The following is a 25,068-nucleotide window of genomic DNA, read 5'->3' as shown; positions in this document are numbered from 1 at the left end:
GAATATGGACGTGTACGCAGAGGACAGCACCGAGGCGGACCCGTTGCCGAACACCCATGACCAGGCGCTCCGATGGGAGAGCTGGCTGCACGCCTACGAGCAGGCCCGTGACGAGCTGCCCGGACCGATCTCCGGGCCTTGCCCGAACTGCGGACGGGCCTGCCTCCGCCTGGTGTACCGGCTCCGGATCCCTCACCTGCTCGTCGGTGAGGCCCACTTCTGGTGTGACCACTGCCTGAAGGGGCCTTACCTCGGCAGCGTCGAGATCCCCGAGGCGGCCGCGGGGGAGGCGGACGAGCAGGCGTACCAGCGGCTGAAAGCCACGATCCCGGACTACGAGCTCGTCCCCCCTGCGGCCTAGGCGGTGTCCGGGCCGTAGAGCGCGGCCAGGTCCTCGGAGGTGGACCACCGGCTGTAGGTGGGCGACTGCGGCCAGCCGTCGGGCGAGTCCTGCCACTCCTCCTGCCGCCCGTACGGCAGCAGGTCGATCAGCGCGAAGGTGTGGGTGAGCTGCTCGGTGCCCCGGCCGTTGGTGTGCCAGGTGCGATAGACGGTGTCGTCGTCACGCAGGAACACGTTGACGGCGAAGCCCTCTCCGGGCGGTGCGCCGACGTCGGCGCCGAACGGGCTGTTCGCGGTGGAGTACCAGGTCATCCTGTTCCCGACCCGCCGCTTGTAGGCGAGCGCCTCGTCGATCGGGCCCTGGGTGACGACGACGAAGCGGGCATCGTAGCTGTCCAGGAACTCCAGCCGGGTGAACTGCGAGGTGAACCCCGTGCAGCCCGGGCACTGCCACTCCTTGCCCGGGAACCACATGTGGTTGTAGACGATCAGCTGCCTCTTGCCTTCGAAGACGTCCGCCAGCCGAACCGGTCCGTCCTCGCCCTCGAGGGTGTAGTCCGGCATCCTCACCATCGGCAGGCGGCGGCGCTGGGCGGCGACGGCGTCGAGTTCCCGGGTCGCGGCCTTCTCCCGGGCACGCAGTGCTTCGAGCTGACGCTGCCAGGTGTCGGCGTCGACGACGGGCGGTAGTGCCTTTGTGCTCATGGTCCCTCACTGATCACGTGCGGAGTTTGCAGGTGCATCGGTAGAGACCTGGCCCGGCCGTCAAACTCATCGGTGGCCGGCCTGCTTCTGGGCGGCCTGTTCGAGGCGTTCGCGGTAGTCAGTCCACCACGTCTCGTCGGCGCCCGGCAGGAGATCGTTGTCCTGGCGGCCGACGGCGCCGTCGATCAGCTCGCGGACGATGTCGGCGTGACCGGCGTGGCGGTTGGTCTCGGCGAGCACGTGGACGAGGACGCGGTGCAGGGAGACGGGGTTGCGCTCGGCCGGCCACCAGGCGACCTCACCGGTCGCGTCCAGGGGCAGCTCCTCGATCGTGGCGTCGGCGTGGGCCCAGGCGCGACGGTAGAGGGCGATGATCTGCTCGCGGGACTCGTCGGGCGTCGCCCACATGTCCGCGTTCTCCTCGGCGTCCTGCTCGAGCCAGGGCAGCGGCTCGCCGGACGGGCGGCCGAAGGTCTCGCCGAAATAGCCGAGCTCGACGCCGGCCAGGTGTTTGACCAGACCGAGGAGATTGGTGCCGGTCGGAGTCAGGGGGCGGCGGACGTCGTACTCGGAGAGGCCGTCGAGCTTCCACAGGAGGGACGCGCGGACGGTCTTGAGATAGTGATGGAGGTCCGCTTTCGGGTCCGATGTCTGCATGTCGGGCATTGTGCCAGGTGTCCGCGTCAGCGGCCGGGCCTCTATCCTGGGGCGGCCGCTTCGGCGGGACGGTCACGAAGGATCGGGAGCCCTTTGAGACAGCGGACTTTCCTCGCCGCACGCATCGACCAGTGGTCACGCGAGCATCCAAGGCGGCTGGATCTGGCACTGACCGGTTCGATGTGGCTGGTTTCCGGCCTGCCGAGCGCTCTTGCGGGGCTGCCCGCCTTCCTCGTCGCGACGGCGGCCATTCTCCCGCTCGTCGTGCGGCGTCGCTTCCCGGCCGCCGTGCTCCTCTGGTCGGCCGCGGTCTTCGGCGTCCAGCTCATGGTGGTGCCGATTCCGTTGCCGGCCGACATCGCGCAAGCGGTCGTCGTCTACACCGTTGCCGCGCACGTCGTCTCTCTGCCGATCCGCCTGCTCGCCCTCGGTGCCGCGCTGGCCGGGAGCGTGCTCGCCGGTCTCCGATGGAGCACGCCGCCGGAATACCTGGTCAACGTGTTCAAGAACGCGGTGGTTCTGGGGATTCTGTCGGTGCTGGTCTGGGTCATCGGCAATCTCGTCCGCGGCCGCCAGGCCAACATGAGTGCGCTGCGTGAGGCGAGTGCCCGGCTCGAGGAGAGCCGGTTGCACCGCGAACGTTTCGTCGTGCAGCAGCAACGTGTCGCCGCGGCACGGGAGATCCACGACATCGTGGCCCACTCTCTCACCGTCGTGATCGTGCAGGCCGACGGCGCGGAGTACGCCGCCGAGCACGCGCACCCCTGGGACCGCGGGGACGCGGGAAGGGTCTTCGCCACCATCGGGCGTACCGCGCGGTCGGCCCTCACCGAGGTGCGTGGCGTCATCGAGGTTCTCCGTGAGGCCGACGCCGACGGGCCGGACGAACTGCGCGGGGCCGGGCCGGGACTCGCCGAGCTGCGGCAGCTCGTCGACTCGGTACGGGCGGCGGGACTCGCCGTGGAGGTCGAAGCCGAGCCGGCCGCGTTCGACGACGTTCCCACCGCGATACGGTTTGCGGTGCTCCGTGTCGTCCGGGAGTCACTGACGAACGTGTTGAAGCACGCCGGCCCGTACGCGGCAGCGCATGTGGTGGTCGCGAGGACGCAGGGAGGGATCATGGTACGAGTCGAGGACGACGGAGTCGGTGTCGCCGACGCGATCACGGACCACGGCTCCAAGCCTGGCTACGGCCTCGACGGCATGCGGGAGCGTCTGCGCGCTCTGGGCGGGGCCCTGGAGGCAGGTCCGCGCCTCGGCGGCGGGTTCGTGGTCGATGCCGCGATCCCCGTCGCTGTTCTGCCGCCCTCCGCGCGACCCGCGGGCTCTGCCGCCGCGCCGGGCGGCACGGGCCGAAGTGGCGAGCGATGAGTCCCGGCCGCTTCGTCCGCGTCTTCCTGGTGGACGACCAGGAGCTGGTACGGACGGGGTTCGAGATGATCCTCGACGCCACCCCGGACCTGCGGGTCGTCGGCTCGGCCGCCGACGGGCAGACGGCCCTGGACGCGCTGCGGCGGCCGGAGCACCGTGCGGACGTCGTCCTGATGGACATCCGCATGCCAGGGCTCGACGGTGTGGAGACCACCAGGCGGCTGCTGGCCACACCCGACCCGCCACACGTCGTCATGCTGACCACGTTCGACGACGATGAGCTCGTCCTGGCCGCCCTTCGAGCCGGGGCGGCCGGGTTCCTGCTCAAGGACGCGGGCGCGGCGGAGCTGCTGGCGGCGATCCGGGCAGCCGCCGCCGGGGAGGCGCCCGTCGCGCCGAGGCTCGTACGTCGCCTGATCGACTCGTTCGTCCTCGCACCGCCCGTGACCACATCCGCCGAGCCCCCGCCCGCCGCCGCGTCCAGACTGGAGCGTCTCACCACCCGCGAACGGGAGATCCTCGCCTCCGTCGGCCTGGGACTCACCAACGCCGAGATCGCCGCGCGGCTTCAGCTGGCGGAGTCGACCGTCAAGACGCATCTCGGTTCGGTGCTGCGCAAGCTCGAGCTACGCGACCGTGTGCAGGCGGTCATCCTCGCGCAGACACAGGGGCTGACCGGCTGATCCCGATCGCGAGGGCGCAGACCGCCGTGCCGGCGAGCACGAACAGCCCGGTGTCACCGGCCAGGTACTCGCGCACCACCACGGGCTGCTCGGTCGAGATCGCGTGCTCCAGCAACAGGGCGAAGGTGGCGTTGTGCGCGAAGTGGGCCAGCACGACCGGCCACACGCTGCCGGACATGACGCGCAGATACCCGAAGAGGAACGAGAACGCGATCACCGAGCCGCCGAACAGCAGGAGCACCAGGCTTCGGTCTCCTTCGCTGTGGTAGTACGGCGTGAACAGGATGTACGGCAGGTGCCAGGCGATCCAGACCAGCCCGACCACGAGCATCGCCGAGCGCTCGCCCAGGAACGCGAGCCGCGGCTGCAGGTAGCCCCGCCAGCCGATCTCTTCCGCGAACGACAGGATCGGCCCGGTGACGGACACGGCGATCACCGACTGAAGCCAGTCCCCCTGCGGCGCGGTGAACCGGCCGAAGCCGAGCGCGACCGCACCCGCGGTGGCGAGCAGGCAGACGCCGGCGGTGGTGGCGAGCGCGAGCGGCCAGGTCCGCAGGCCGAGCCGTCCCATACCGAGTCGGCGCCACCCGTCTCTGGAATACCCCTCTCGGGTGATGACGAGCAGCATGGCCATCACGACGAGCAGCGGCGAGAGGGCGAGGACGAGCCCTCCGGCGATGCCGGCGGTGCCCAGCGAGATCGTGAGCACGAGGACGATGAAGATGATCGACGTAGCGCGATCAGAGAGCCGTTCGAACACAGGCAGACCTTCTTTCGGGGAATCGGCCTGGCCAGTGTTCTCGAACGCGTCGCCGCCGCCATCCACCGGCGATCCGAATTTCGGCCGCCGCTGACCTGCCCCTTCCGCCCGCGGGACTAGACCGCTGGTCCAGGAAGCCGACGCTCACTCGACGACGCCCGGTGTCACTCCGCGTCCGGTGGCAGCGGGACGTCATAGGCGTTGAGCACCATCGAGATGGCGGCGTACTGCGCGATCAGGAAGACGAGTTCCGCCGTGCCGAGTGGGTCGTGAAGCCGTTGACGGACTACGGCGTCCCCCGCTCGTGGTGGACCTGGCTCGGCGCGGCCAAGGCCGCGGGGTCCGTGGGCGTGCTGGCCGGCCTGTTCGTGCCGGTCGTCGGCGTCCTGGCCGGGATCGGCCTGGTGCTGTACTTCGCTGGGGCCGTCGTCACCGTGCTCCGGGCGCGCTCGTACTCGACCGTCGTCTTTCCCCTGCTCTACCTGGGCCCGGTGGTCGCCGCGCTGGCCCTGGGACACGTCGCATGAGGGGCCACCGGCGCGCTCGCCGTCTCGCGTCAGCGGCCGCGTCAGGGCGGCGACGGTCCGGTATCAGAGCGGTCGGGGATGGTGGACGCCATGAACGGTTCAGCGCCTGTCCGTTCAGCTGCCACAGTACTGAAGGAGCCTCCCCATGGCCGTCACCCTCACCGACCAGGACAAGCTCACCCTGCGGACCGCCGCGTACGGTGCCGTCTCGCTGCTGGCCGCGGCCGGCGCCGCAGGCTCGCCCCACAGGATCGCCACCGAGGGCTCCATCGCCCTGGCCTCCGCGACCGGCCTGGTCGGCCACGTGCTCGCCGCGAAGACCCGAGACATCAAGCTGAACGGCAAGTCCGTGGCCGAACTCGCCGACCACGTGCTGCCGGCCCTGACCGCCGCCATGAGCCTGCTCAACAAGCAGGACCCGGCCGAGGCCGGCAACTTCCGCAGCACCGTCGTCGTCGCGCTCGAAGCAGCCACCCACCAGGGCAGGCCCGGCCCCGTCGTGGCGGAGATGGTCCGCAAGATCACCGGAGCCCTCGACGCCGCTTCGGTCACCCTGCCGTCCGGGCCGGATCGCCCGGAGCTGCAGAAGGCCATCCAGGAGATCGTCGATTCCGGTTTCACGGGGGTGACGCTGCGCGTGCACGACGAGCGGGGCGAGTGGGTCGGCAGTGCCGGCCGGCGCAAGCTGGGTCAGACCGCCACACCGCCGGCGAACGGGCACGTCCGGATCGGCAGCAACACCAAGACCTTCACCGCGACCGTGGTGCTGCAGCTGGTGGGCGAGGGCAGGATCGGGCTGGACACTCCGGTGGACGACTACCTGCCCGAGTTCGGGCTGGACCGGCGGATCACGGTGCGGATGCTGCTGCAGCACACCAGCGGGGTGTTCAACTTCACCGGCGACTACTACCCCGAGCACGTGCCGGGGATCGTCTGGTCGGGCCAGGAGTGGGTGGACAACCGGTTCAGGACGTACCGGCCCGAGGAGCTGGTACGGCTGGCGCTGTCCAAGCCGGCGCGGTTCGAGCCGGGGACCGACTGGAGCTACTCCAACACCAACTACGTGCTGGCCAGGCTGCTGATCGAGAAGGTCACCGGCCGCTCGCTGGCCGAGGAGATGCGGCGGCTGATCCTGGGGCCGCTCGGCCTGACGGGCACCGTGGTGCCGGACACCTCGCCGGAGATCCCCGAGCCGCACGCCCACGCCTACTACCGGTACGGGGAGCCCGGCCGGCAGGAGACGGTCGACGTCACCCGCCAGAACCCCTCCTGGATCTCCACCGGCGGTGACATGATCTCGACCACCCAGGACCTGCACACGTTCATCTCCGCGCTGCTGGGCGGCAAGCTCCTGCCGGCCGAGCTGCTGGCCGAGATGTGCACGCCGGAGCCGAAGGTCGGCTACGGGCTGGGGGTGTTCGTGCAGGACACGGAGTGCGGCGGCACCGTCATCACCCACAACGGCGGCATCGCCGGCCACGGGGCGCTGATGTACAGCACGCCCGACGGCGGCAGGACCCTGACCGCCGCGCTGAACTACGTGGACGACGCCGAGCTGTCCCTGGCGGAGGCCTTCCAGAAGGCGACGCGGAGGCTCGTCAACGAGGTGTTCTGCGGCGGGCAGGCCGCGAGCTGAGGAACGCGCGCCGGGTACGCTCGCCTCGCGGATGCATCCTCGATTGAAGGTCCATCGCGACGATAGCGAAGATATCCGGGAAAAAGTTTACACCGAGTGTTCAACGATACGGTTTAAGGCATGGATATCAAGGACACAGCCCGGCCGGTCGATGGCGCGAACATCTCGGCGTTCCTCCGGTCGCTTCCCGCCCAGCCCCTGCTGCTCGGCCTGGGCGAGGCCAGGCACTTCGTGGGGGAGCTCGGCGAGTTGCGCAACGAGATCTTCCGGCATCTGGTCGAGCACGAGGGCTACCGGTCGTTCGCCATCGAGAGCGACTGCCTCATGGGCCTCGTGGTGGACGACTACGTGACGACGGGCGCGGGCACGCTCGACGACGTCATGGAACGCGGCTTCAGCCACGCCTTCGGCACGTCACCGGCCAACCGCGAGCTCGTACGCTGGATGCGGGCCTACAACGAGGAGCATGATGAAAAGCTCCGGTTCTTCGGGTTCGACGGCCCTCTGGAGTACTGGGCGGCGAGCCCCCGCCAGGCGCTCACCGCTCTCCACGACCTCCTCGACGGCCCGCTCCTCTGCAGCAGGGAAACCCTCGACACGCTGCTGGGCCCGGACGAGCGGTGGTCGAACGAGGCCACCGCCATGGACCCGTCCCAGTCGATCGGCCAGTCCGCCGACGCCCAGCGGCTGCGGCTGATCGCCGACGACCTGCTGGCGGCGCTCGACACGCAGGCGCCGCAGCTGAGCGCGGAGGACAGGGAACGGGCGGAACTGTACGGGCGCACCGCGATCGGCCTGCTCCGCTACCACTACTGGATGGCCGACGCCTCCCCGGAACGGTGGACCCGGCTGTCGGCGCTGCGGGCCGTGATGATGGCCGCCAACCTGCGCGCCGTCGCCGAGCACGGCCCGGCCCTGGTCTTCTCCTCCAACCTCCACCTGCAGCGGAACAAGACCCTCATGCCGTTCGGCGACCAGCAGTTGGAGTGGTGGAGCGCGGGGGCGATCGCCGCGACGCATCTGGGAGGCCGGTTCGCCTTCCTGGCCTCGGCCTTCGGCACGGTCGGCGACGACATTCCGTCCCCGGACACCGTCGAGGGCATGCTGTCCACGCTCCCGTGGGACCACTCTCTCATCGACGCCCGCCGCCTGGCCGAGGCCGTCACGACGCCCGCCAAGCGCGTCTCCGATGATTTCGCCTATTTCCCGCTGGACCCGGCCCAGCTCGACACGATCGACGGCGTCGTCTTCCTCCAGCAGGCCGTCAACCTGAAAAAGCTGGGCTGACAGGCGTGGCCTGCCCGTTGATCACGGCAGGCACGACGACCCAGTCGCGGGGCAGCACGCGGACGCCGGATCCGTGCCGGCGTCCGCGTGGGAGGCTCCACCGGTTCTCATGGAGTTCTCAGGTGGATTTTGTGGCACTTTGAGCTCAGTTTTATGACTATGGGGCGATGGAGCACGCGCCGCAGGAGGCCGATGCGGCCGAGGCTCGGGGAGCCGGGGCCGGGAGGGCTCGGCGGTTCGTCGTCGGGGGCGGCGTGCTCGTCCTCGTGGCGGCGCTGGCGTACTGGCTGGGCAGCAGCGGTGGGAACGGCGAAGCAGCCGCGCCCAGGCCGAGCCCGACGCCGACCCCCAGTGCGACGCTCACGACGGCGGAGGTCTTCCAGAGGGTAGGGCCGTCGGTGGTGGTCATCCAGGCCGGGAAGTCGCTCGGAACCGGGGTGATCGCGGCCGAGGACGGGACGATCCTGACCGCGCACCACGTCATCAAGGGCACGAAGGACGTCAACCTGACGTTCGCCGACGGCACCAAGGCGAAGGCCGTGGTCGTGTCGTCGAACCCCAAACGCGACGTCGCGGCCCTCAAGCCCGCGAAGCTGCCGGAGATCGTCGTCCCGGCGACGCTCGGCGGCGCCGTGGCCGTGGGTGCGCCCGTCGTGGCGATCGGCAACCCGCTCGGCCTGACCTACAGCGTCTCCACCGGCGTCGTGTCGGGCCTGAACCGGACCACCGAAGAAGGCGACCGCGCCCTGGGCGGGCTCATCCAGTTCGACGCCTCCGTCAACCCGGGCAGCTCCGGCGGTCCGCTCCTGGACGCTCGCGGGCTGGTCATCGGGATCGTGGTCTCGATCGCCGACCCGGGCGGCGACGAGGCGTTCGCCGGCATCGCGTTCGCGGTGCCGATCGGCGTGGCCCTGGGCGGCGGTGACGGCGACGGCCCGCCGGGCGAAGGACCCCAGATCTGACCGGACACATCTCGAGAAGGAAGACGATGACCTCGACCAAGTCCCCCGAGTCGGCTCATCCGCTCGAACAGGTGCTGTTCGAGGTCAAACGCACGATCGTCGGGCAGGACGTGCTGCTGGAGCGCATGGCCGTCGCGCTGATCGCCGACGGCCACCTGCTCGTTGAGGGCGTGCCGGGCCTGGCCAAGACGCTCGCGGTGAAGTCGCTGGCCGCCGCGATCGCCGGGAGCTTCCAGCGTGTCCAGTTCACCCCCGACCTGGTGCCCGCCGACCTCGTGGGCACGCGGGTCTACCACCAGCACTCCGGGGAGTTCAGGACCGAGCTCGGCCCGGTGTTCGCGAACCTGCTGCTGGCCGACGAGATCAACCGCGCCCCCGCCAAGGTGCAGAGCGCCCTGCTGGAGGTGATGCAGGAACATCAGGTGACGATCGGCCGTGAGACGTTCCGGGTGCCCGAGCCGTTCCTGGTCATGGCGACGGAGAACCCGATCGAGTCGGAGGGCACCTACCCGCTGCCCGAAGCGCAGGTCGACCGGTTCATGATGAAGGTGGTCGTCGACTATCCGACGCAGTCCGAGGAGCAGGCGATCGTCGAACGCGCGCTGCGTCCGCCGGAGCCGCCGCAGGCGATGGTGACGGCCGAGGATCTGATCGCGATGCGGGCCCGCGCTCAGCAGGTGTACGTCGATCCGGCGATCGTCGACTACGCGGTCCGGCTGGTCGCCGTGACGCGTTCGCCGGCGACGGCCGGGCTCGGGGAGCTGGAGCGGTACGTCACCTACGGGGCGAGTCCGCGGGCGTCGATCGCGCTGGTCACGGGTGCCCGGGCGCTGGCGTTCCTGCGCGGCCGCGACTACGTCCTGCCGCACGACCTGTCCGAGCTCGCGCTCGACGTGCTGCGCCACCGCCTCGTGCTGTCGTACGAGGCCCTCGCGGACGACGTCGACGCCGACACGATCATCACCAGGGTGCTCGGGGCCGTCCGGGCGCCCGACGTCGTCCTGCAGAACCGCTGAGCCGCCATGGCCACCGCCCCCGAAAAGCTGCTGCTCCGCCTCGAGTGGAAGGTCGTCCGCAGGCTGGACGGCCGGCTCCAGGGCGCCCACCGCACCGCGCACCGCGGCTCCGGGATCGACTTCACCGGGTTGCGCCCCTACGGCGACGGCGACGACGCCCGGCACATCGACTGGAACGTGACCGCGCGGCTGGACGAGCCGCACCTGCGCGTGTTCACCGAGGACCGCGAGCTGACGGTGTGGCTGGTGCTCGACCGGTCGGCGTCGATGCTGGCGGGCCGGCCGGGGCGAGGCAAGCACGACGTGCTGGCCGAGCTCGCGCTCGTCCTGGCCCGGCTGTTCGGCCGGGGCGGCAACCGCGTCGGCGCCCTGCTGTTCGACACGGGGATGCTGCGCGTCGTGCCGCCCGGCACCTCCCGGCGGCACGCGCTGCGGATCGGCGCCGAGCTGGAACGCACCGCCGGAACGGCGCGTGGCGGCAGCACCACCGACCTGGCGGAGATGCTCGATGCGGCCGGACGGCTCGCGCGCCGCCGCGCGCTCGTCGTCGTGCTGTCGGACTTCATCGGCGACGGCGACTGGGAGCGCTCGCTCCAGCGCCTGGCCCGGCGGCACGAGGTCGTCGCGCTGCGCATCGTGGACACGGCCGACGACGTGCTGCCCGAGGCCGGGCTGATCGTGGTCGAGGACGCCGAGACCGGCGAGCAGCTCGTCGTCGACTCCGCCGACCCGCTGTTGCGGGTGCGCTTCCGCGAGGCCGTCGACGCCCGCGACGCCCGGCTGACGGCGGGCATGCGCCGGGCCGGGGTGCCCGTACACCGCGTCGACACCGACCGCGACCTGGCCGAGGCGCTCGTCGAGGTCGTCGCCCGAACTCGGGACCGGTCGCCATGACAGGGGTTACCAACGGGCACGGAGGAGGCTCATGACCCTGTCCTCCCCGCTGCTGCTGGCCGTCGGGCTGATCGTCACGGCGGCGCTCGCCTGGGCGGCCGTCGTCTCGGCGCGCCGCCGGACGGCCGCGCTCGCCGCCGCCGGCGTCGCCGTACCGGGTGCCCGGCGGGCGTACCTCGGCAGCGGCCTGACGATCGCCGGTGTCGCCGTACTCGCGATCGCCACCGCCGGACCGGCGGCCATGGTGCCGGTGCCGCGCACCGCGGGCACCGTCATCCTCGCCATCGACGTCTCCAACAGCATGGGCGCCGACGACGTCGGGCCCACCCGGCTGGCGGGAGCGCAGCGGGCGGCCCGCGCGTTCGTGGCGGCGCAGCCGGACAGCGTCGACATCGGAGTCGTCGCGTTCGCACGGGGCGGGCTCACCGCCGCCCGTCCCGATGCCGACCACTCCATCGCGCTCAAGGCCATCGACCGGCTGAAGATCACCGGCAGCACCTCGCTGGGGACGGCCATCACAGCGTCGCTGACGCTGATCACCGGCAAGCAGGTGGCCATCGGCCGCGACGGCGCCGCGCCCGACGTCGGCTACTGGCCGTCGGCGACGATCGTGATGTTCTCCGACGGCCAGAACCAGGGCGGGGGCGGCGATCCGGCCGTCGAACAGGCCGCCGCCGTGGCCCAGAAGGCGGGCGTCCACATCCACACCGTCGGGGTCGGCACCACGGCCGGGGCGACGGTGCAGGTCGACGGCTACCGCCTGCAGACCTCGCTGGACGAGGACGCCCTCACCTCGATCGCGCAGGCCACCGGCGGCGGCTACCACCCCGCCTCCGACACCGCGCGGCTCGACGGGATCGCCGACACGATCGATCTGCGGCTCACCGTCTCCGACGAGCCGCTGCCCCTCGCCGGCGCCCTGATCGGGCTCGCCCTCGCGCTGCTCACCGCCGGAGCGGCGCTCACCGTGCTCCGGTCTGGACGGGTGATCTGAATGTCGTTGTCATGGCCGTGGGCGCTGCTGTCCGTCCTGATCATCCCGCTGATCTTCGCCATCCGCTGGTGGGCGGGGCGCCGCCGACGGCGGGCCGCCGTGCGGGTCACCTCGATCGCGCTCGTACGCAGCGCCCTGCCCGGCCGTACGCGCTGGACGCGGAAGATCCCCGCGGCCCTCTTCATCGCCGGACTCGCGCTGCTCGCGGTCGGGGCCGCGCGACCGCAGGCGTCGGTGCCGGTGCCGATGACGTCGGCGACGATCCTGCTCGCGCTCGACACCTCCGGCTCCATGTGTTCCACGGACGTCGACCCCAACCGCATCACCGCCGCGAGGAAGGCCGCCGCGGACTTCATCGAGTCGCAGCGGGGCGGGCCGCGCATCGGCCTGGTCACCTTCGCGGGCAACGCGGGGCTGCTCGTGCCTCCCACCGACGACACCGACTCGCTGATCAAGGCGCTGGACGGCCTCACCGTGTCCCGCGGCACCGCGATCGGGCAGGCCATGCTCACCTCGATCGACGCGATCGCGGAGGTCGACCCGTCGGTCGCCCCCACCGGCGCGAACCCCACCGACGGTGGCGGGGGAGGCTACGCCGGTGCCGCGATCGTCGTGCTCACCGACGGCGCCAACACCCAGGGCGTCGACCCGCAGACCGCCGCCCAGGAGGCGGCCCTGCGCCGCGTTCGCGTCTTCACCATCGGCTTCGGCACCACGAACCCGGCTCCGATGGTCTGCGACAACTCCCAGTTCGACGGCCGCGGCTTCGGCGGCTGGGGCGGCGGCTTCGGTGGCCGCGGCGGATTCGACCGAGGCCGCAACGTCCGCATGATCGACGAGCCCGCACTCAAGCAGATCGCCCAGACCACCGGCGGCTCCTACCACCGCGCCGAGAACGCCGGCCAGCTCCAGAGCGCCCTCGACGCCCTGCCCGGCACCTTCACCGTCATCCACCAGCGGGTCGACACGGCCGCCGCCTTCGCCGCCGGCGGCGCCGTCCTCATTACCGCCGCCCTGTCCCTGTCCCTCTGGTGGAACCGCCCCCGGACCACTGATAGGCCTCGTCGGTCCCCGTCGGCGTCATGAGGTGAGGACGGCGGCGGTGGCCGGCCAGCCCTCGCGGGCGCTGGGGTAGCGCGGGGCCCAGCCCGTGGCCGCGCGGAAGCGGGCGTTGCCGACCCGGAGTGAGCGGGTCAGCGAGGTGAGGCGGTGGCCGAAGAGGTAGGCGGCGCGGCCGGGGACGCTGAGCCACAGGCGGGTGTCGGCGGCGCGGGCCAGCGTGTGGGCGTACTCCCGCTTGGTCAGCGGCTCGTCGTCGACGACGTTGTACGTGCCCGCGGGCGCCCCGAGCGCGGCGACGACGGCTTCGGCGGCGTCGGTCAGATGGATGGAGGACACGTAGCCGTCGGGGTGACCGAGCACCATGCCGACGTGGTGGCGGGCCTGGGCATACATCTCCTCGCTGTGCGCGGCCCCCGGCCCGTAGAACCAGCCGAACCGCAGCACCACGCCCGCGCCGCCGCCCTCCCGGCCGAAGCGGTGCGCGCTCGACTCGGCGGCGAAGTTGCCGCGGGTCATCGGGTAGTGATCGACGGGCGCGTCCTCGTCGATCCAGCGCGCGCCCTGGTCGCGGTAGACCATGCTGACCGACTCCTGGACGACCCGGCCGACCCCGGCGGCCAGCGCGGCGTCCACGACGGCGGCCGAGCCCTCGGCGCGCACCCGGTTGTTCTGGCGGTGCGCGGTGACGCTCATGAATTTGCTCATCGGTGGGATCGCGCTGGCCAGGTTGACCACCGCGTCGAGCCCGGCGAAGGCCGAGGTCAGCGCCTCGCGGTCGAACAGTGACACCGTGACGGGGACGGCCCCCTGGCTGCTGAGGGCGGCCGCCTTCCCCGGCGTGCGGGCAAGAGCGGTCACCGTGTGCCCCGCGGCGAGCAGGGCAGGGACCGTGTGGCGGCCGATCGCGCCGGTGCCGCCCGTGATGAACACTCGCATAGAAAGAGAGTACTCTCTCACTATGGCGAGATCGACCCCGGGGGTCACCCGGCAGCGGCTCATCGACGAGGCGGTGCGGCTGTTCTCCACCCGCGGATACGCCGAGACCTCGGTCGCCGACATCCAGGCGGCGTGCGGGCTGACCACCGGCTCGGGCGCGCTCTACAAGCACTTCCCGTCGAAACGGGCGCTGCTGGAGGAGGCCGTGCGGCAGAACATGGAGGCCGTCGCCCGGCGCGCCGCCGCGGCCACGGCCGAGCGGCCGGCGGACGCGGACGGGCGCGCGGCGCTGGAGCGCATGGCGCGGGTGGTCTGGGAGTCGCTGGAGAGCGACCGCGATCTCATCCGCATCATGCTGCGCGAGTACGACGGGTTTCCCGATCTGTTCGAGCGCATGTGGGAGGGGGTGCTGGCCGGCGTGTACGCCCAGGGGGCCGCCTGGATCGCCGCGCAGAAGGAGCTGGGCAGGGCCGACGTCGACGATCCGGAGGCGGCCGGGGCCGTGCTCCTGGCGTCCCTGACCTACTATCCGCTGCTCCGGGCCATGATCGGCCACACTCCGGGCGGTCTCGACCCGGAGCGGTTCCTCGCGGCCTGGGTCGAGACCGCCGCCGCCACCCTCCGGCTGCGCTGACGGCGGTCGCTGCGCGCGTGCGGCATGCCGGCGATCTCCTCGAAGCGCTGCCGCGACTCCGCCGCTCCCACGCCGTGGGCAGTCCGGCGTGTGACAGCCCCTACTTCACTGGCGGCGTTCCCGGTCCCATTGGACTGGATGGCGGCGGGCGCTCCTGCCTTCGCCTATGACGAGGCCGCCCGCGCCCGGCTGCGGGCGGAGTCCCAGGCCGCCACCGGCCACCCCGACTGGGCCTGGTGACCCCCCCGCGCGATTACATGGCTTGCCATATACAATAGATGGCAAGCCATGTAATCCATCGTCGAGGAGTCGCCATGAAGGCCAGGCAGATCCGTACGATTCAGCGCGCCGTCCACCTGATCGCCGGGTTGGCGATCATCGCTTACGTCTACCTGGCGCCGCCCGCCGACTCGCCTGCCCATGTGGCGATACGCTGGGTCATCCTGCCCGTCCTGCTCGCCTCGGGCGTGGCCATGTGGCAGTGGCCGCGCATCCGCCGGCTGATCCGCGCAAAGGAACGTGTGTGACCTCGTTGCCCCGGCAGTCGTCCCTCGGCTACCAGATCAACCACCTGGCCAGGCTGCTCGGCAACGGGTTGCGGGTCAACATCGCCGACACGGGGGTGACGCCGGGGCAGTTCGCGCAGTTGCTGGCCCTGTTCGAGGAGGACGGGCTCACCCAGCAGGAGCTGTGCGAACGGGTGAGGATCGACCAGTCGACGATGGCCCACACGCTCAAACGCATGCAGCGTGACGGGCTGGTCGTCCGGACCGCCGACCCGCAGGACCGGCGGCGCTCCCACTACCGGCTGACCGAGCGGGCCCGCCAGATCCAGCCCGAGCTCACCCGGGGCGCGCGGGAGGCCAACGCCCGCGCGCTGCGGGGGATCGACCAGGAGGAGTTCGACGCGTTCATGCGCACGCTCGACCGCATGATCGCGAACCTGGAGGAGAGCGATCAGCGGTAGCCGCGAGCGCCCCGTGAGTCACATGATCGCGAGCTGGCCCCCGTCGATGACCAGCTCCGTGCCGTGGATGAAGGCGGCGTCGTCGGAGGCCAGGAAGGCGTAGCCGGCGGCGACCTCCTCCGGCAGCCCCGCCCTGCCGAGGGGGATGTGCTCGCGCTCGTACGAGGTGACGAAGTCGCCCGCGAGCCCGGCCGAGATCGAGGCGTTGAGCGGGGTCTGGATGTAGCCGGGGCAGAGCGCGTTGACGCGGATGCCGTGCCGGCCCAGCTCGACGGCCATCGTCTTGGTGAGCAGCAGCACGCCGCCCTTGGAGGCGTTGTAGTGGGCGTAGTCGGCCTCGCCGCCCAGCCCGTTGGTGGAGGACATGTTGAGGATGACCCCGCCCGTGCCCTGCTCCACCAGGTGGCGGGCCACGGCCTGGGCGACGAGGAACATGCCGCGCAGGTTGACCGCGATGATCCTGTCCCAGTGGCCGGGCGTGATCTCCAGGAACGGCTCGCGCCAGGCCGTACCGGCGTTGTTGATCAGGATGTCGAGGCCGCCCAGCGCCGCGATCGCGCCCGCCACCAGCCGGGTCACGTCGGCCTCCGCGCTGACGTCGCCGGCGAGCCCGTGTACCTCGCCCAGCGCGGACAGCTCCGCCACCGCGCCGTCCACCTCTTCCCGCTGAAGCCCGCCGAGCACGACCCTGGCCCCTTCCTCCAGGAACCTGCGGGCCGTGGCGGCACCGATGCCGCTGCTCCCGCCGCTGATCAGCACCCGCTTGCCGGCCAGTCCCCGCATGATGTCCCTTCCTTCGTCAGCGGACCGCGCCGCGGGCCGCGACGCGGAGTTCGGTGGTGACCTGCCCGTTCTCGACGCCGTAGGCGAGGTCGAAGAGGTTGACGGCCGAGCAGGCGTGGCTGGGGATGAGCTGCGCCCGCGTGCCGACCGGCAGCTCGCCGTGATGCCCGGGCTCCAGGTGGGCGACCGCGTGCTCCTCGTTGAGGAACTCCATGTGCAGGTACGGCAGGCCCACGGCCCTGATCCAGCCGGGCGTGCCGTACCCGTCGGAGGTCAGGCACTTGGTGCCCGCGTCGAAGACGACCCGTTCCGGCGTCGGCCTGGCGATGACAGTGGTCAGCACGCGGGCCGCCGCGGTCTGCTCGGTGGCCACGCCCAGGCGCATCATCGCGGTGTCGTTGAAGATGTACGTGCCCGGCCGGATCTCGGTCACGCCGGCCACGCCGGCCGCGTGCCGGGCGGTGGGGGTGGAGCCGACGCTGATCTCCCGCAGCTCGATGCCGTCCCGGCCGCACAGCTCGGCGGTGGCGACCAGGTCTTCGCCTTCGCGGCGGGCGGTCTCTTCGAGTTCCGCCGGTGTACGCGCGTGGTAGGCGTGACCGGCCAGCGTGAGCAGCCCCACGACCTCGACGCCGGGGACGGCGGCGATCTCGGCGACCAGGTCGGCGGTGGGACGGCCGGGCGGGCGGCCCAGCCGGTGCTGACCCGTGTCCACCTCCACCAGCACCTCCACCGGCGGGCCGCCCAACAGGCCGAGCCCGGCGGCCACCTCGGGGGAGTCGAGGCTGACCCGTATCCTTGCGCGCTCGCGCAGCGCGGCCAGGCGGCGCAGCTTGGGCTCGCCCCAGACGGGAAAGGCCAGCAGGATGTCGTCGATCCCGGCGTCGGCCATCACCTCGGCCTCGCCCAGCTTGGCGCAGGTGATGCCGCCGGCCCCGGCGTCGAGCTGCATCCGCGCCAGCTCGGGCATCTTGTGCGTCTTGATATGGGGCCGCAGCCTGACGCCGTGCCTGGCGGCCGCCTTGGCCATCTCCATGATGTTGGCCCTGACCGCGTCGAGGTCGATGACGAGCGCCGGAGTGTCGAGTTCGGGGTACATCGGTGGACCGCCCCTTCGGAAGATTCCCCGAAAATAGCACCGATTCCGAATCGTGCACCAGCGTTCCGAGATGTGGAACTGCGCTCCCTCTTGACAGCGATCTCGCTTCCTGGTGTTCTGGCACGAATTCGGAACTTCATTCCGCATCACAGAATGAGGAGCGAGGCATGAGAGTCGGCGACCCGTGGGGGCGGCGGCCCCGGCCGGAGGCGCCCGGCCACCGGCTCAGCGGGCCTGCGGCGCACCTGGAACGTTACGACGCCGCCCGGTTCGCCGCCCTCCACCACGCCGACGGGTCACACGCCGCCGAGCGGGGTTGCGACGAGCGGCCGGCTTGCGTCGGATGGACGTCCTGTGCTGGGCGAGCAGGATCCGGTGGGCGGCGTGGCTGCGGCAGGTGGTCGGGCTCCGGTGGGCGGCCGGCTCGCGCGGCCGGCGGTGGTCGGTGGTGCGGTGTGGTGATCGGCCGGTCGTCGATGCGACTGCGTGGCGTGGCCGCTGATGAGCCGGGCCGGTCCTCGCGGGCCGCCGTTACGGCGTGCGGGTCGGGATGTGGCGGTGGGTCGCCGTTACCTGCACGGCTTGTACGGCTTGTCGAAGAGCGAGTAGTCCTCGGGCTTCTTGAGGGAGTTGAACTTCAGCGTCTTCGACCCGGCGCAGAAGCTCGCCGGCGCGGTCTCGTACTCCACATGGAACACAGGCTTGCCCGCCTTCACGAAGACGCTCAGCTCGGAGCACTCGTCGAACTGGAAGCACTCCTCGTTGACCGCGTAGTCGAAGGACGACACCAGCTCCTCGGCCTGGCTGAGGTCGTTCTTCAGCGCCACCGACAGGCCCCGGTCGTGGGCCAGGCCGGCCAGCGCGCGGTTGTAGACGAGCTGGGTGGCGGGGGAGACGGTCCAGCCGGTGACCGACTTGCCCTCCTCGTGGGCGTTGACGACGTCGAACTCGACCCCGTCGAAGCCCGCCTGGACGCACTTGTCGACGCGGGCCGCCATCATCTTCAGCAGGAAGTCGCGCTGGCCCTTGTCGTTGTTGATGTTCGCCCAGCGCTCGTTCGGGAACTCGGCGCTGAACGGCTTGCCCAGCAGGGAGTTGCCGTTCTTCTTGTGGAAGTCCACGAACTGCTGGTAGTCGGGCCGGAAGTCCTCGATCGAGCCGGCGTCGATGTAGCAGATCGCCTTGGCCCCGCGGGCGTGGATGGCCTTGACGGCCGCCGTGTTGAGCGTCTTGTTGTCGCCGGCGACCTCTTCGGCGGCGTACAGGTCGATGTCGAAGACGGTCGGCCGCACGCAGGCGCCGCCGCTCTGCGGGACCCCGCAGATGTCGACGTTGACGCCGCCGGTGGCGGCGTAGGTCTTGCTGCCCTGGAGCTGGTACTGCCAGCGGCTGTCCACCGGCGGACGCCAGATCGCCGCCGACTCGGCCGCCTGGGCGGGGGTCGCGAGGAGTGTCGCGGAGGCCGGTATCAGGGCCGTGGCCACGGCGAGCCGGGTTAAGAGTGTCCGGAGGTTCAATGCATTGGTCCTTCCGCAATACGGAATGCTATTCCATGATAAGGGAAATCCATGGCTGACGAGGTGATCGATCCGATCTTGATGTTGAGAATCCCATAAGAGCAGACACCTCGCCAGCGGTATCCGCCAAACCACTATTTTCCGAATGATGGAATCCTGGTCTGCATGGTGGATGCGTGGTTATACTCACCCGCACGCAGCGGGCCCATGCCCGCCGTGCTCAATGGAGGGAAACAGCCCCATGGCACGCATCGTGTTCATCGGCGCGGGCAGCGTCGAGTTCACCAAGAACGTCCTCTCCGACATCCTGACCTTCCCCGAGCTGGGGGAGTCCACCCTTGTCCTGCACGACATCGACGCCGGGCGGCTGGCCACGGCCGAGGCCATGGCGAACTGGATGGTCGCCGAGCTCGGCCTGGGCGCCAAGGTGGAGGCGCACCTCGACCGGCGAGCCGCCGTGGACGGCGCCGACTACGTGATCAACGAGATCGCGGTCGGCGGGCACGCGGCCACCCGCGTCGACTTCGAGATTCCCCGCAGTTACGGGCTGCGGCAGACGATCGCCGACACCCTCGGCGTCGGCGGCGTCTTCCGCGCGCTGCGGACGATCCCGGTGATGGTGGCCCTGGGCACGGACCTGGCCGAACTGGCCCCGCACGCGCTGCTGCTCAACTACACCAACCCGATGGCGATGATCCCCCGCGCCGTCTACGAGGGGACCGCGTTCAGGAACGTCGTCGGGCTCTGCCATTCCGTACGCGACACCCAGGCCCGGCTGGCCTCGCTCGTCGAGGTGCCGGAGGAAGAGGTGTCGTTCGTCACCGCCGGGGCCAACCACCAGGCGTTCGTGCTGAAGTTCGAGCACAAGGGCAGGAACCTGTACCCGGTGCTCGACGAGGTCATCGCCCGCGACCCGGAGCTGCGCCGTACCGTGCGGGTGGAGATGTACCGCCGGTTCGGTCACTTCCCCACCGAGAGCAGCGAGCACGGCTCGGAGTACCTGCCCTGGTTCCTGCACCACGACGACCAGGTGGAGCACTTCCGCATCCCCGTCGAGATCTACCTGCAGTGGTCGGCGGAGAACCTCGGCACGTACGAGGAGACCAGGCGGCGGCTGGCCGCCGGGGAGGGTGTCGAGATCGCCCCCGCCGGGGAGCTGGCCTCGGACGTCATCCACTCCATCGAGACCGGCACCCCCAGGGTCGTGCACGGCAACGTGCGCAACGGCGGCCTGATCTCCAACCTGCCCGACGACGCCTGCGTCGAGGTGCCGTGCCTGGTGGACCGGGCCGGGATGCGCCCGACCCGCATCGGCGCGCTGCCGCCCCAGCTCGCCGCGCTGAACCGGACGTTCCTCAACGTCGGCGAGCTGACCGTGCGCGCGGCGCTGGAGGGCCGCCGCGACCACGTCTACCACGCCGTCATGCTCGACCCGAACGCCTCGGCCACGCTGACGCTCCAGCAGATCCACGACCTCGTGGACGACATGATCGCCGCCCACGGCGACCTGCTCCCCGAGGGTGTCCGATGAGGCGCGCGCCCGTCGCCGCCGTGCTCCTCGCCCTGGCGGTCACCGGGTGCTCGGGCGGCCGCCAGGAGCAGGCGGCCGGCGGCCCCGTGGAGATCACGATCTGGCACGGCCAGGAGGACAACTCGGCCAAGTCGATCGAGAAGCTGGTCGCGCGGTTCAACCAGAGCCACCCCGACGTCAAGGTGAAGACCGAGTCCGGTGGGGCCACCGCCGACGGGATGCTGCCCAAGCTCACCGCCGCGCTGGCCTCCGACGCCTATCCCGACATCGCCTACCTGTACGGCTCCTGGGCCCCCAACATCGCCAGGAACCCCAAGACGGCCGACCTCACCGAGGTCGTCAAGGACCCGGCGATCAACTGGCAGGACTTCTGGGCCGGCGAGCGGGAGTCCGTCACCGTCAACGGCAAGGTCATCGCCTTCCCCGCCGTGGTCGACAACATGGTGGTCCTCTACAACAGGAAACTGCTGGCCAAGGCCGGCGTCGAGGCGCCCGGACCGGACTGGACCTGGGACGACTTCCGGGCCAAGGCCAAGCAGGTCACCAGCGCCAAGGACGGCGTCTTCGGCGCCACCTGGCCGATCAGCGGCGGCGAGGAGGCGGTCTGGGGCCTGTGGCCGATGCTCTGGCAGGCAGGCGGCGACATCCTCACGCCCGACCACAAGAAGGCCGCCTTCAACTCCGCCGCCGGCCAGCAGGCGCTCGGCAGGCTGCGTGACATGGCCGTGGTCGACAAGTCGGTCTATCTCGACTCCAGCCCGGCGGAGAAGGGCCAGAAGCTGTTCGAGTCGGGGCGCCTCGGCATGTTCATGACCGGTCCGTGGGTGCTGCCCGACCTGCAGGCGGCCAAGGTCGACTACGGCGTCGCGCAGCTGCCCGGCACCGACGGCAACCACGAGACGATCTCGGGGCCGGACAACTGGGTGGTGTTCGAGCACGACGAGCGCCGGGTCAAGGCCGCGGCCACGTTCCTGGCCTGGCTGACGGCGGCCGAGCAGCAGCTGGAGTGGATGGGCGACACCGGCTCGCTGCCGATCCGCGAGTCGATCACCAAGCTGCCCGGCTATAAGGACTATGTCGCGAAATATCCGGGCATTGAGGTGATCTCGGCGAACCTGGCCAACGCCAAACGGGTCCGGCCGCCGACCACCCGATACCCCCGCGTCTCCGCCTTCGTGGCCGAGGCCATCGCCCAGGCGCTGCTCGGCAAGAGCGACGCCAAGACCGCCCTGGACCAGGCGGCCGGCAAGGCGGACGCCGCGCTGGCCGTACCGGGATCATGAGCAGCACCGCGCTCAGCGCCGCCCGCACCGGGCACCGGCAGCCCCGCGACCGGCGCAGGCTCGGCGACAACGTCGCCGGCTGGTCGTTCGCGGGCCCCGCGTCGCTGGTCATCCTCGGCTTCTCGCTCGTGCCCATGGCCTGGGCGCTGGCGTTGTCGTTCACCGACTCCGACCTGATGACACCGGGCACGAACGTGGGGCTCGCCAACTACCGGGCGCTGCTCGACGACCCCGTGTTCCTCCAGGCGGTGGCCAACACCGGGCTGCTGCTGGTGCTCTACATCCCGGCCTCCCTGGTCACCGGGCTGGTCGTGGCCGTGCTGCTGAACCGGAAGGTCCGCGGGATCGGGTTCTACCGGACCTGTTTCCTGGTGCCGTACATCGTCTCTGCCACCGCCACCGGGCTGCTCATGGGCTACATCTTCGACCGCGACTTCGGGTTGATGAACGGCCTGCTCGTCAAGCTCGGGCTGCCGGTGCAGGGGCTGCTGAGCGACCCGTCGCAGGCCATGCCGGTGCTCACGCTGATCTTCTTCTGGACGCGGTTCGGATTCGCCGTGGTCATCTACCTGGCGGCCATCCAGGAGATCAGCAAGGAGGTGCTGGAGGCCGCCGCGATCGACGGAGCGGGGTCGTGGACCACCTTCAGGCACGTCATCGTCCCGTCGGTACGGCCGATGACGATCTTCCTGACGGTGTGGGGCATGATCGACGCGCTGCAGTTCTTCGACCTGGTCATGACCACCACCAAGGGCGGCCCGGCCAACGCGACCGTGACCATCGTCTACTACGTCTGGCAGCTCGCCTTCACCTTCAACACCGCCGGGTACGGCGCGGCCGTGGCGTACGTGCTGTTCGCCGGCACCCTGGTGCTGATCGTCACGGGCCTGCTGATCGCGCGGCGGAGGGGAGCGACCGGATGAGATGGCCCAGCAAGTGGCACCTGGTGCTGGTGCCGATGTCGGCGGTGGTCGTGCTGCCGTTCGTGTGGCTGCTGCTCAGCTCCGTCATGACCCAGGCCGAGCTCAACCGGTTCCCGCCGGCGATCTGGCCCGAGGCCGTGGACCTGGGCGGCTACCGCACCGTCGTCGAGCGCTCGAACTTCCCGCGCTGGTTCCTCAACAGCGTGATCGTCTCGGGCGCCATCGTGGCGGCCCAGCTCGTGCTGTGCAGCATGGCCGGGTACGCCTTCGCCAGGATCAGGTTCGCCGGCTCCAAGACGGTGCTGATCCTGGTCATCGCGACCGCGCTGATCCCGTTCCAGCTCACGGTCATCCCGACGTTCCTGATCTTCAGCGAGGCCGGGCTGACCGACACGCTCGGCGCGCTGATCGTGCCGTCGCTGGCCTCCGCCGTGGGCATCTATCTGATGACCTCGTTCTTCCAGTCGTTCCCCAAGGAGCTGGAGGAGGCCGCGCGGATCGACGGCTGCTCGCGCTTCGGCGTGTTCTTCCGGGTCGTGCTGCCGGTGGCCAGGCCGGCGATGGCGGCGCTGGCCGTGATCACGTTCATCACGGCCTGGAACGACCTGTTCTGGCCGCTGGTGGCGATCAACTCCGAGGCCAACTACACGGTGCAGGCGGGGCTGACCACCTTCCAGGGCCAGCACCGGGCCGACTGGCCGGCCATCATGGCGGGCACGGTGCTGACCACGCTGCCGGTGCTGGCCGTGTTCCTGTTCGGCCAGCGCCGTTTCGTCCAGGCGCTGACCGGCGCGGTCAAGGGCTGAGGTTGCGGCACGGGCCGGCGGGGAGCCCGGTGAAGGCTATCGGGACCGCCGCGCCCGCGCGCGTCAGGCCTGCTCGGCGACCGCCTGGCGCAGCTTCTCGCCGATCTCCTCCATCCTGGCCGGCGACATCCGGTCCTTGAGCGCCGTCACGCTCACCGCCGCGACCGGCGCCGTCCTCCCCAGGAAGACGGGGACCGCCACGCAGCGCACGCCCGGCTCGTTCTCCTCCAGGTCGAGCGCGTAGCCGCGCGTGCGCACCTGGTCCAGGTGGGTGGCCAGCTTGGCGGGGTTGGTCATGGTGTTACGGGTCCTGGTGGCCAGCGGGCCGTACCGGGCGGCCCACGCCTTGACGGCCTCGTCCGTCGGGTACGTCCAGGCCAGCAGCGCCTTGCCGACGCCCGTGCAGTGGGCGGCGTTGCGGCCGCCCACCACGGACGTCATCGTGATCGTCCGCACCGCCTCCACCTTGTCCAGGTAGACGACCTCGCCGCCGTCCAGCATGGCCATGTGCACCGTCTCGGCGAACTCGTCGCTCAGCCGCAGGAGCAGCGGCCGCACCAGGCTGCGCAGGTCCATCGTCTCGTAGAACCTGAAGGCCGTGGCCAGCATCTCCGTGCCGAGGAAGTACGGCCCGCTGGGCTCCGGCTGCGCGGCGAACCCCCGGTGCTTCAGGGCCCCCAGCAGCCGGTGCAGCGAGCTCTTGGGCAGCCCGAGCCTGGTGGCGAGCTCGTCGAGCGTAACGCCTCTGCTGTGTTTGCCGATCTCCTGCAAGATCAGCAGCGCGCGATCGACGCTTCCCACCGGGGACTGCCCGTCCGCCACTACCCTCGCCTCCCTGTTCCGCTTCATGGAAGGCTATCGCGTATCGCGGAACCGCTCCAGTCAGCGGGTGTCGCCGGGCGGGGTCGCCCATCCGCCGTACTCGTAGCGCGTGTACCGGCCTCCCTGATGGGGCTCGGTGTAGGCGCCCAGCTCGGCCGCGAAGTCCTCCGCGTCGTCCATCGGCCGGTATCCGAGGGCGCTCGCCGCCGCGTTCTGCGTCCACCACGACCGCGTGTTGCGCGAGACGCCGTAGACGACCACGTGTCCCGAGCCGGGCGGCGCGGTCAGGCAGGCGCCGTAGAGCCGCGCCGCGTCGTCGTGGCTCAGCCAGGTGTGCAGGTGGCGCGGTTCGGTGGGCCGCTCCTCGAAGGAGCCGACGCGTACGGAGATCACGTCGAGGCCGAAGCGGTCGGCGTACAGGCTGCCCAGCGCCTCCCCGAACGCCTTGGCCGCGCCGTACAGGCCGTCGGGCCGCGCCGCCTCCTCCCCGTCGAGGGTCGCCCCCGCCGGGTGGAAGCCGGTGATGCGATTGGAGCTGGTGTTGACGACGAGCCGGACGCCCTCCCTGCGGCACGCCTCGAAGACGTTGTAGACGCCCTCCAGGTTGGGGCCCTTGATCGCGTCGAAGCCGGCCTCGTCGGAGACGCCCCCGAGGTGGATCACCGCCTCGGTGCCCCGCACGGCCGCCCGCACCTGGTCGAGGTCCAGGAGGTCGGCCGGCGCGAACTCCTCGTGCGCGGCGAGCGGGCCGACGTCGCGGAGGTCGGACAGGCGCACCCGCGCGATCTTCGGCAGCAGGGTGCGCCGCAGCACCTGGCCGATGTTTCCGGCGGCTCCGGTCACGAGGACGTGTTCGGGGAGTCTGGTCATG

The 25,068-nt window shown here is 70.8% G+C and carries 28 protein-coding genes; 19 read left to right on the top strand and 9 right to left on the bottom strand.

Annotated features, from left to right (window positions below; all coding sequences use genetic code 11):
* Nucleotides 1-4: 4 nt before the first annotated feature.
* Nucleotides 5-361 (top strand): hypothetical protein, encoded by a 357-nt coding sequence (locus tag ACWDRB_RS27655; protein ID WP_350727313.1) that lies wholly within the window; start codon nt 5-7, stop codon nt 359-361.
* Here the strand turns inward: ACWDRB_RS27655 and ACWDRB_RS27650 are convergent.
* Both ACWDRB_RS27650 and ACWDRB_RS27645 read right to left on the bottom strand, forming a co-directional pair.
* The gene (locus ACWDRB_RS27650; protein ID WP_449898301.1) at nt 358-1,047 is read right to left on the bottom strand and encodes a DUF899 domain-containing protein; all 690 of its coding nucleotides are present in this window, start codon (nt 1,045-1,047) and stop codon (nt 358-360) included. The genes ACWDRB_RS27655 and ACWDRB_RS27650 overlap by 4 nt on opposite strands.
* A gap of 66 nt (nt 1,048-1,113) precedes the next feature.
* Nucleotides 1,114-1,704, bottom strand: a complete 591-nt coding sequence (locus ACWDRB_RS27645) for a DinB family protein (protein WP_449898299.1) — start codon at nt 1,702-1,704, stop codon at nt 1,114-1,116.
* A 93-nt stretch (nt 1,705-1,797) separates the two neighbouring features.
* Here ACWDRB_RS27645 and ACWDRB_RS27640 point away from each other — a divergent pair, with 93 nt between their 5' ends.
* The gene (locus tag ACWDRB_RS27640) at nt 1,798-3,075 is read left to right on the top strand and encodes a sensor histidine kinase (RefSeq protein WP_449898296.1); all 1,278 of its coding nucleotides are present in this window, start codon (nt 1,798-1,800) and stop codon (nt 3,073-3,075) included.
* Nucleotides 3,072-3,758 carry a response regulator transcription factor gene (locus ACWDRB_RS27635; RefSeq protein WP_449898294.1) on the top strand — a complete coding sequence of 229 codons (687 nt, stop codon included), beginning with the start codon at nt 3,072-3,074 and terminating at the stop codon, nt 3,756-3,758. Before ACWDRB_RS27640 ends, ACWDRB_RS27635 begins: the two co-directional genes overlap by 4 nt.
* Here the strand turns inward: ACWDRB_RS27635 and ACWDRB_RS27630 are convergent.
* On the bottom strand, nt 3,724-4,518 hold the full coding sequence (locus tag ACWDRB_RS27630; RefSeq protein WP_449898292.1) for a CPBP family intramembrane glutamic endopeptidase: 795 nt from the start codon (nt 4,516-4,518) through the stop codon (nt 3,724-3,726). The two genes, ACWDRB_RS27635 and ACWDRB_RS27630, sit on opposite strands and share 35 nt — an antisense overlap.
* A gap of 161 nt (nt 4,519-4,679) precedes the next feature.
* On the opposite strand from ACWDRB_RS27630, the gene ACWDRB_RS27625 reads away from it, so the two are divergent.
* The 8 genes from ACWDRB_RS27625 (at nt 4,680) to ACWDRB_RS27590 (ending at nt 12,920) form a co-directional block, all read left to right on the top strand.
* On the top strand, nt 4,680-5,045 hold the full coding sequence (locus tag ACWDRB_RS27625) for a DoxX family protein (RefSeq protein ID WP_449898290.1): 366 nt from the start codon (nt 4,680-4,682) through the stop codon (nt 5,043-5,045).
* Between the two features lie 145 nt (nt 5,046-5,190).
* Entirely contained in the window at nt 5,191-6,681 is a 1,491-nt protein-coding gene (locus ACWDRB_RS27620; protein ID WP_449898287.1) for a serine hydrolase domain-containing protein, read from the top strand.
* A 120-nt stretch (nt 6,682-6,801) separates the two neighbouring features.
* Complete coding sequence (locus ACWDRB_RS27615; protein WP_449898285.1) at nt 6,802-7,968, top strand: erythromycin esterase family protein; 1,167 nt, start codon at nt 6,802-6,804, stop codon at nt 7,966-7,968.
* 167 nt (nt 7,969-8,135) lie between these two features.
* Complete coding sequence (locus tag ACWDRB_RS27610) at nt 8,136-8,930, top strand: S1C family serine protease (protein WP_449898282.1); 795 nt, start codon at nt 8,136-8,138, stop codon at nt 8,928-8,930.
* A 26-nt stretch (nt 8,931-8,956) separates the two neighbouring features.
* A complete protein-coding gene (locus ACWDRB_RS27605) occupies nt 8,957-9,946 on the top strand; it encodes an AAA family ATPase (protein ID WP_449898280.1) in 990 nt (329 codons plus the stop codon).
* Nucleotides 9,947-9,952: 6 nt separating this feature from the next.
* A complete protein-coding gene (locus ACWDRB_RS27600; protein ID WP_449898278.1) occupies nt 9,953-10,840 on the top strand; it encodes a DUF58 domain-containing protein in 888 nt (295 codons plus the stop codon).
* A 31-nt stretch (nt 10,841-10,871) separates the two neighbouring features.
* Nucleotides 10,872-11,834: a VWA domain-containing protein gene (locus ACWDRB_RS27595; protein ID WP_449898276.1), complete on the top strand. Its 963-nt coding sequence runs from the start codon at nt 10,872-10,874 to the stop codon at nt 11,832-11,834.
* A complete protein-coding gene (locus ACWDRB_RS27590) occupies nt 11,835-12,920 on the top strand; it encodes a VWA domain-containing protein (protein WP_449898274.1) in 1,086 nt (361 codons plus the stop codon). It abuts the gene before it with no gap.
* On the opposite strand, the gene ACWDRB_RS27585 is transcribed toward ACWDRB_RS27590, so the two are convergent.
* Complete coding sequence (locus tag ACWDRB_RS27585; RefSeq protein ID WP_449898271.1) at nt 12,915-13,832, bottom strand: NAD-dependent epimerase/dehydratase family protein; 918 nt, start codon at nt 13,830-13,832, stop codon at nt 12,915-12,917. The two genes, ACWDRB_RS27590 and ACWDRB_RS27585, sit on opposite strands and share 6 nt — an antisense overlap.
* A gap of 22 nt (nt 13,833-13,854) precedes the next feature.
* Between ACWDRB_RS27585 and ACWDRB_RS27580 the strand changes: the two genes are divergently transcribed.
* The 4 genes from ACWDRB_RS27580 to ACWDRB_RS27565 all read left to right on the top strand — a co-directional run bounded on the left by ACWDRB_RS27580 (nt 13,855) and on the right by ACWDRB_RS27565 (nt 15,433).
* Nucleotides 13,855-14,466: a TetR/AcrR family transcriptional regulator gene (locus tag ACWDRB_RS27580; RefSeq protein ID WP_350727325.1), complete on the top strand. Its 612-nt coding sequence runs from the start codon at nt 13,855-13,857 to the stop codon at nt 14,464-14,466.
* A gap of 90 nt (nt 14,467-14,556) precedes the next feature.
* Nucleotides 14,557-14,706, top strand: coding sequence for a hypothetical protein (locus ACWDRB_RS27575; protein WP_449898269.1), 150 nt, complete (start codon nt 14,557-14,559; stop codon nt 14,704-14,706).
* Nucleotides 14,707-14,780: 74 nt separating this feature from the next.
* Nucleotides 14,781-14,993, top strand: coding sequence for a hypothetical protein (locus tag ACWDRB_RS27570; protein ID WP_350727326.1), 213 nt, complete (start codon nt 14,781-14,783; stop codon nt 14,991-14,993).
* Nucleotides 14,990-15,433: a MarR family winged helix-turn-helix transcriptional regulator gene (locus ACWDRB_RS27565; protein ID WP_363971507.1), complete on the top strand. Its 444-nt coding sequence runs from the start codon at nt 14,990-14,992 to the stop codon at nt 15,431-15,433. Before ACWDRB_RS27570 ends, ACWDRB_RS27565 begins: the two co-directional genes overlap by 4 nt.
* Before the next feature lie 18 nt (nt 15,434-15,451).
* Here ACWDRB_RS27565 and ACWDRB_RS27560 read toward each other — a convergent pair whose 3' ends face one another.
* From ACWDRB_RS27560 to ACWDRB_RS27550, 3 genes are all read right to left on the bottom strand, one after another.
* Entirely contained in the window at nt 15,452-16,216 is a 765-nt protein-coding gene (locus ACWDRB_RS27560) for an SDR family NAD(P)-dependent oxidoreductase (protein ID WP_449898265.1), read from the bottom strand.
* Between the two features lie 16 nt (nt 16,217-16,232).
* The gene (locus ACWDRB_RS27555; RefSeq protein ID WP_449898263.1) at nt 16,233-17,315 is read right to left on the bottom strand and encodes an alanine racemase; all 1,083 of its coding nucleotides are present in this window, start codon (nt 17,313-17,315) and stop codon (nt 16,233-16,235) included.
* Nucleotides 17,316-17,884: 569 nt separating this feature from the next.
* The gene (locus ACWDRB_RS27550) at nt 17,885-18,799 is read right to left on the bottom strand and encodes an endo alpha-1,4 polygalactosaminidase (RefSeq protein WP_449898261.1); all 915 of its coding nucleotides are present in this window, start codon (nt 18,797-18,799) and stop codon (nt 17,885-17,887) included.
* A gap of 274 nt (nt 18,800-19,073) precedes the next feature.
* Between ACWDRB_RS27550 and melA the strand changes: the two genes are divergently transcribed.
* From melA to ACWDRB_RS27530, 4 genes are read left to right on the top strand one after another with little or no spacing between them, the layout of a single operon-like run.
* Nucleotides 19,074-20,363 carry an alpha-galactosidase gene (melA, locus tag ACWDRB_RS27545; RefSeq protein WP_449898258.1) on the top strand — a complete coding sequence of 430 codons (1,290 nt, stop codon included), beginning with the start codon at nt 19,074-19,076 and terminating at the stop codon, nt 20,361-20,363.
* Nucleotides 20,360-21,646 (top strand): ABC transporter substrate-binding protein, encoded by a 1,287-nt coding sequence (locus tag ACWDRB_RS27540; protein ID WP_449898256.1) that lies wholly within the window; start codon nt 20,360-20,362, stop codon nt 21,644-21,646. The genes melA and ACWDRB_RS27540 overlap by 4 nt, the downstream gene beginning before the upstream one ends.
* On the top strand, nt 21,643-22,569 hold the full coding sequence (locus ACWDRB_RS27535) for a carbohydrate ABC transporter permease (protein ID WP_355200389.1): 927 nt from the start codon (nt 21,643-21,645) through the stop codon (nt 22,567-22,569). The genes ACWDRB_RS27540 and ACWDRB_RS27535 overlap by 4 nt, the downstream gene beginning before the upstream one ends.
* On the top strand, nt 22,566-23,375 hold the full coding sequence (locus ACWDRB_RS27530) for a carbohydrate ABC transporter permease (protein ID WP_350727334.1): 810 nt from the start codon (nt 22,566-22,568) through the stop codon (nt 23,373-23,375). Before ACWDRB_RS27535 ends, ACWDRB_RS27530 begins: the two co-directional genes overlap by 4 nt.
* 63 nt (nt 23,376-23,438) lie before the next feature.
* On the opposite strand, the gene ACWDRB_RS27525 is transcribed toward ACWDRB_RS27530, so the two are convergent.
* Both ACWDRB_RS27525 and ACWDRB_RS27520 read right to left on the bottom strand, forming a co-directional pair.
* Complete coding sequence (locus ACWDRB_RS27525; RefSeq protein WP_350727335.1) at nt 23,439-24,176, bottom strand: IclR family transcriptional regulator; 738 nt, start codon at nt 24,174-24,176, stop codon at nt 23,439-23,441.
* 81 nt (nt 24,177-24,257) lie between these two features.
* Nucleotides 24,258-25,067 (bottom strand): NAD-dependent epimerase/dehydratase family protein, encoded by an 810-nt coding sequence (locus ACWDRB_RS27520; RefSeq protein WP_449898252.1) that lies wholly within the window; start codon nt 25,065-25,067, stop codon nt 24,258-24,260.
* Nucleotide 25,068 lies beyond the last annotated feature (1 nt).

Source organism: Nonomuraea sp. NPDC003707, assembly GCF_053587055.1.
This window is presented reverse-complemented; position numbering and strand designations above follow the sequence as displayed.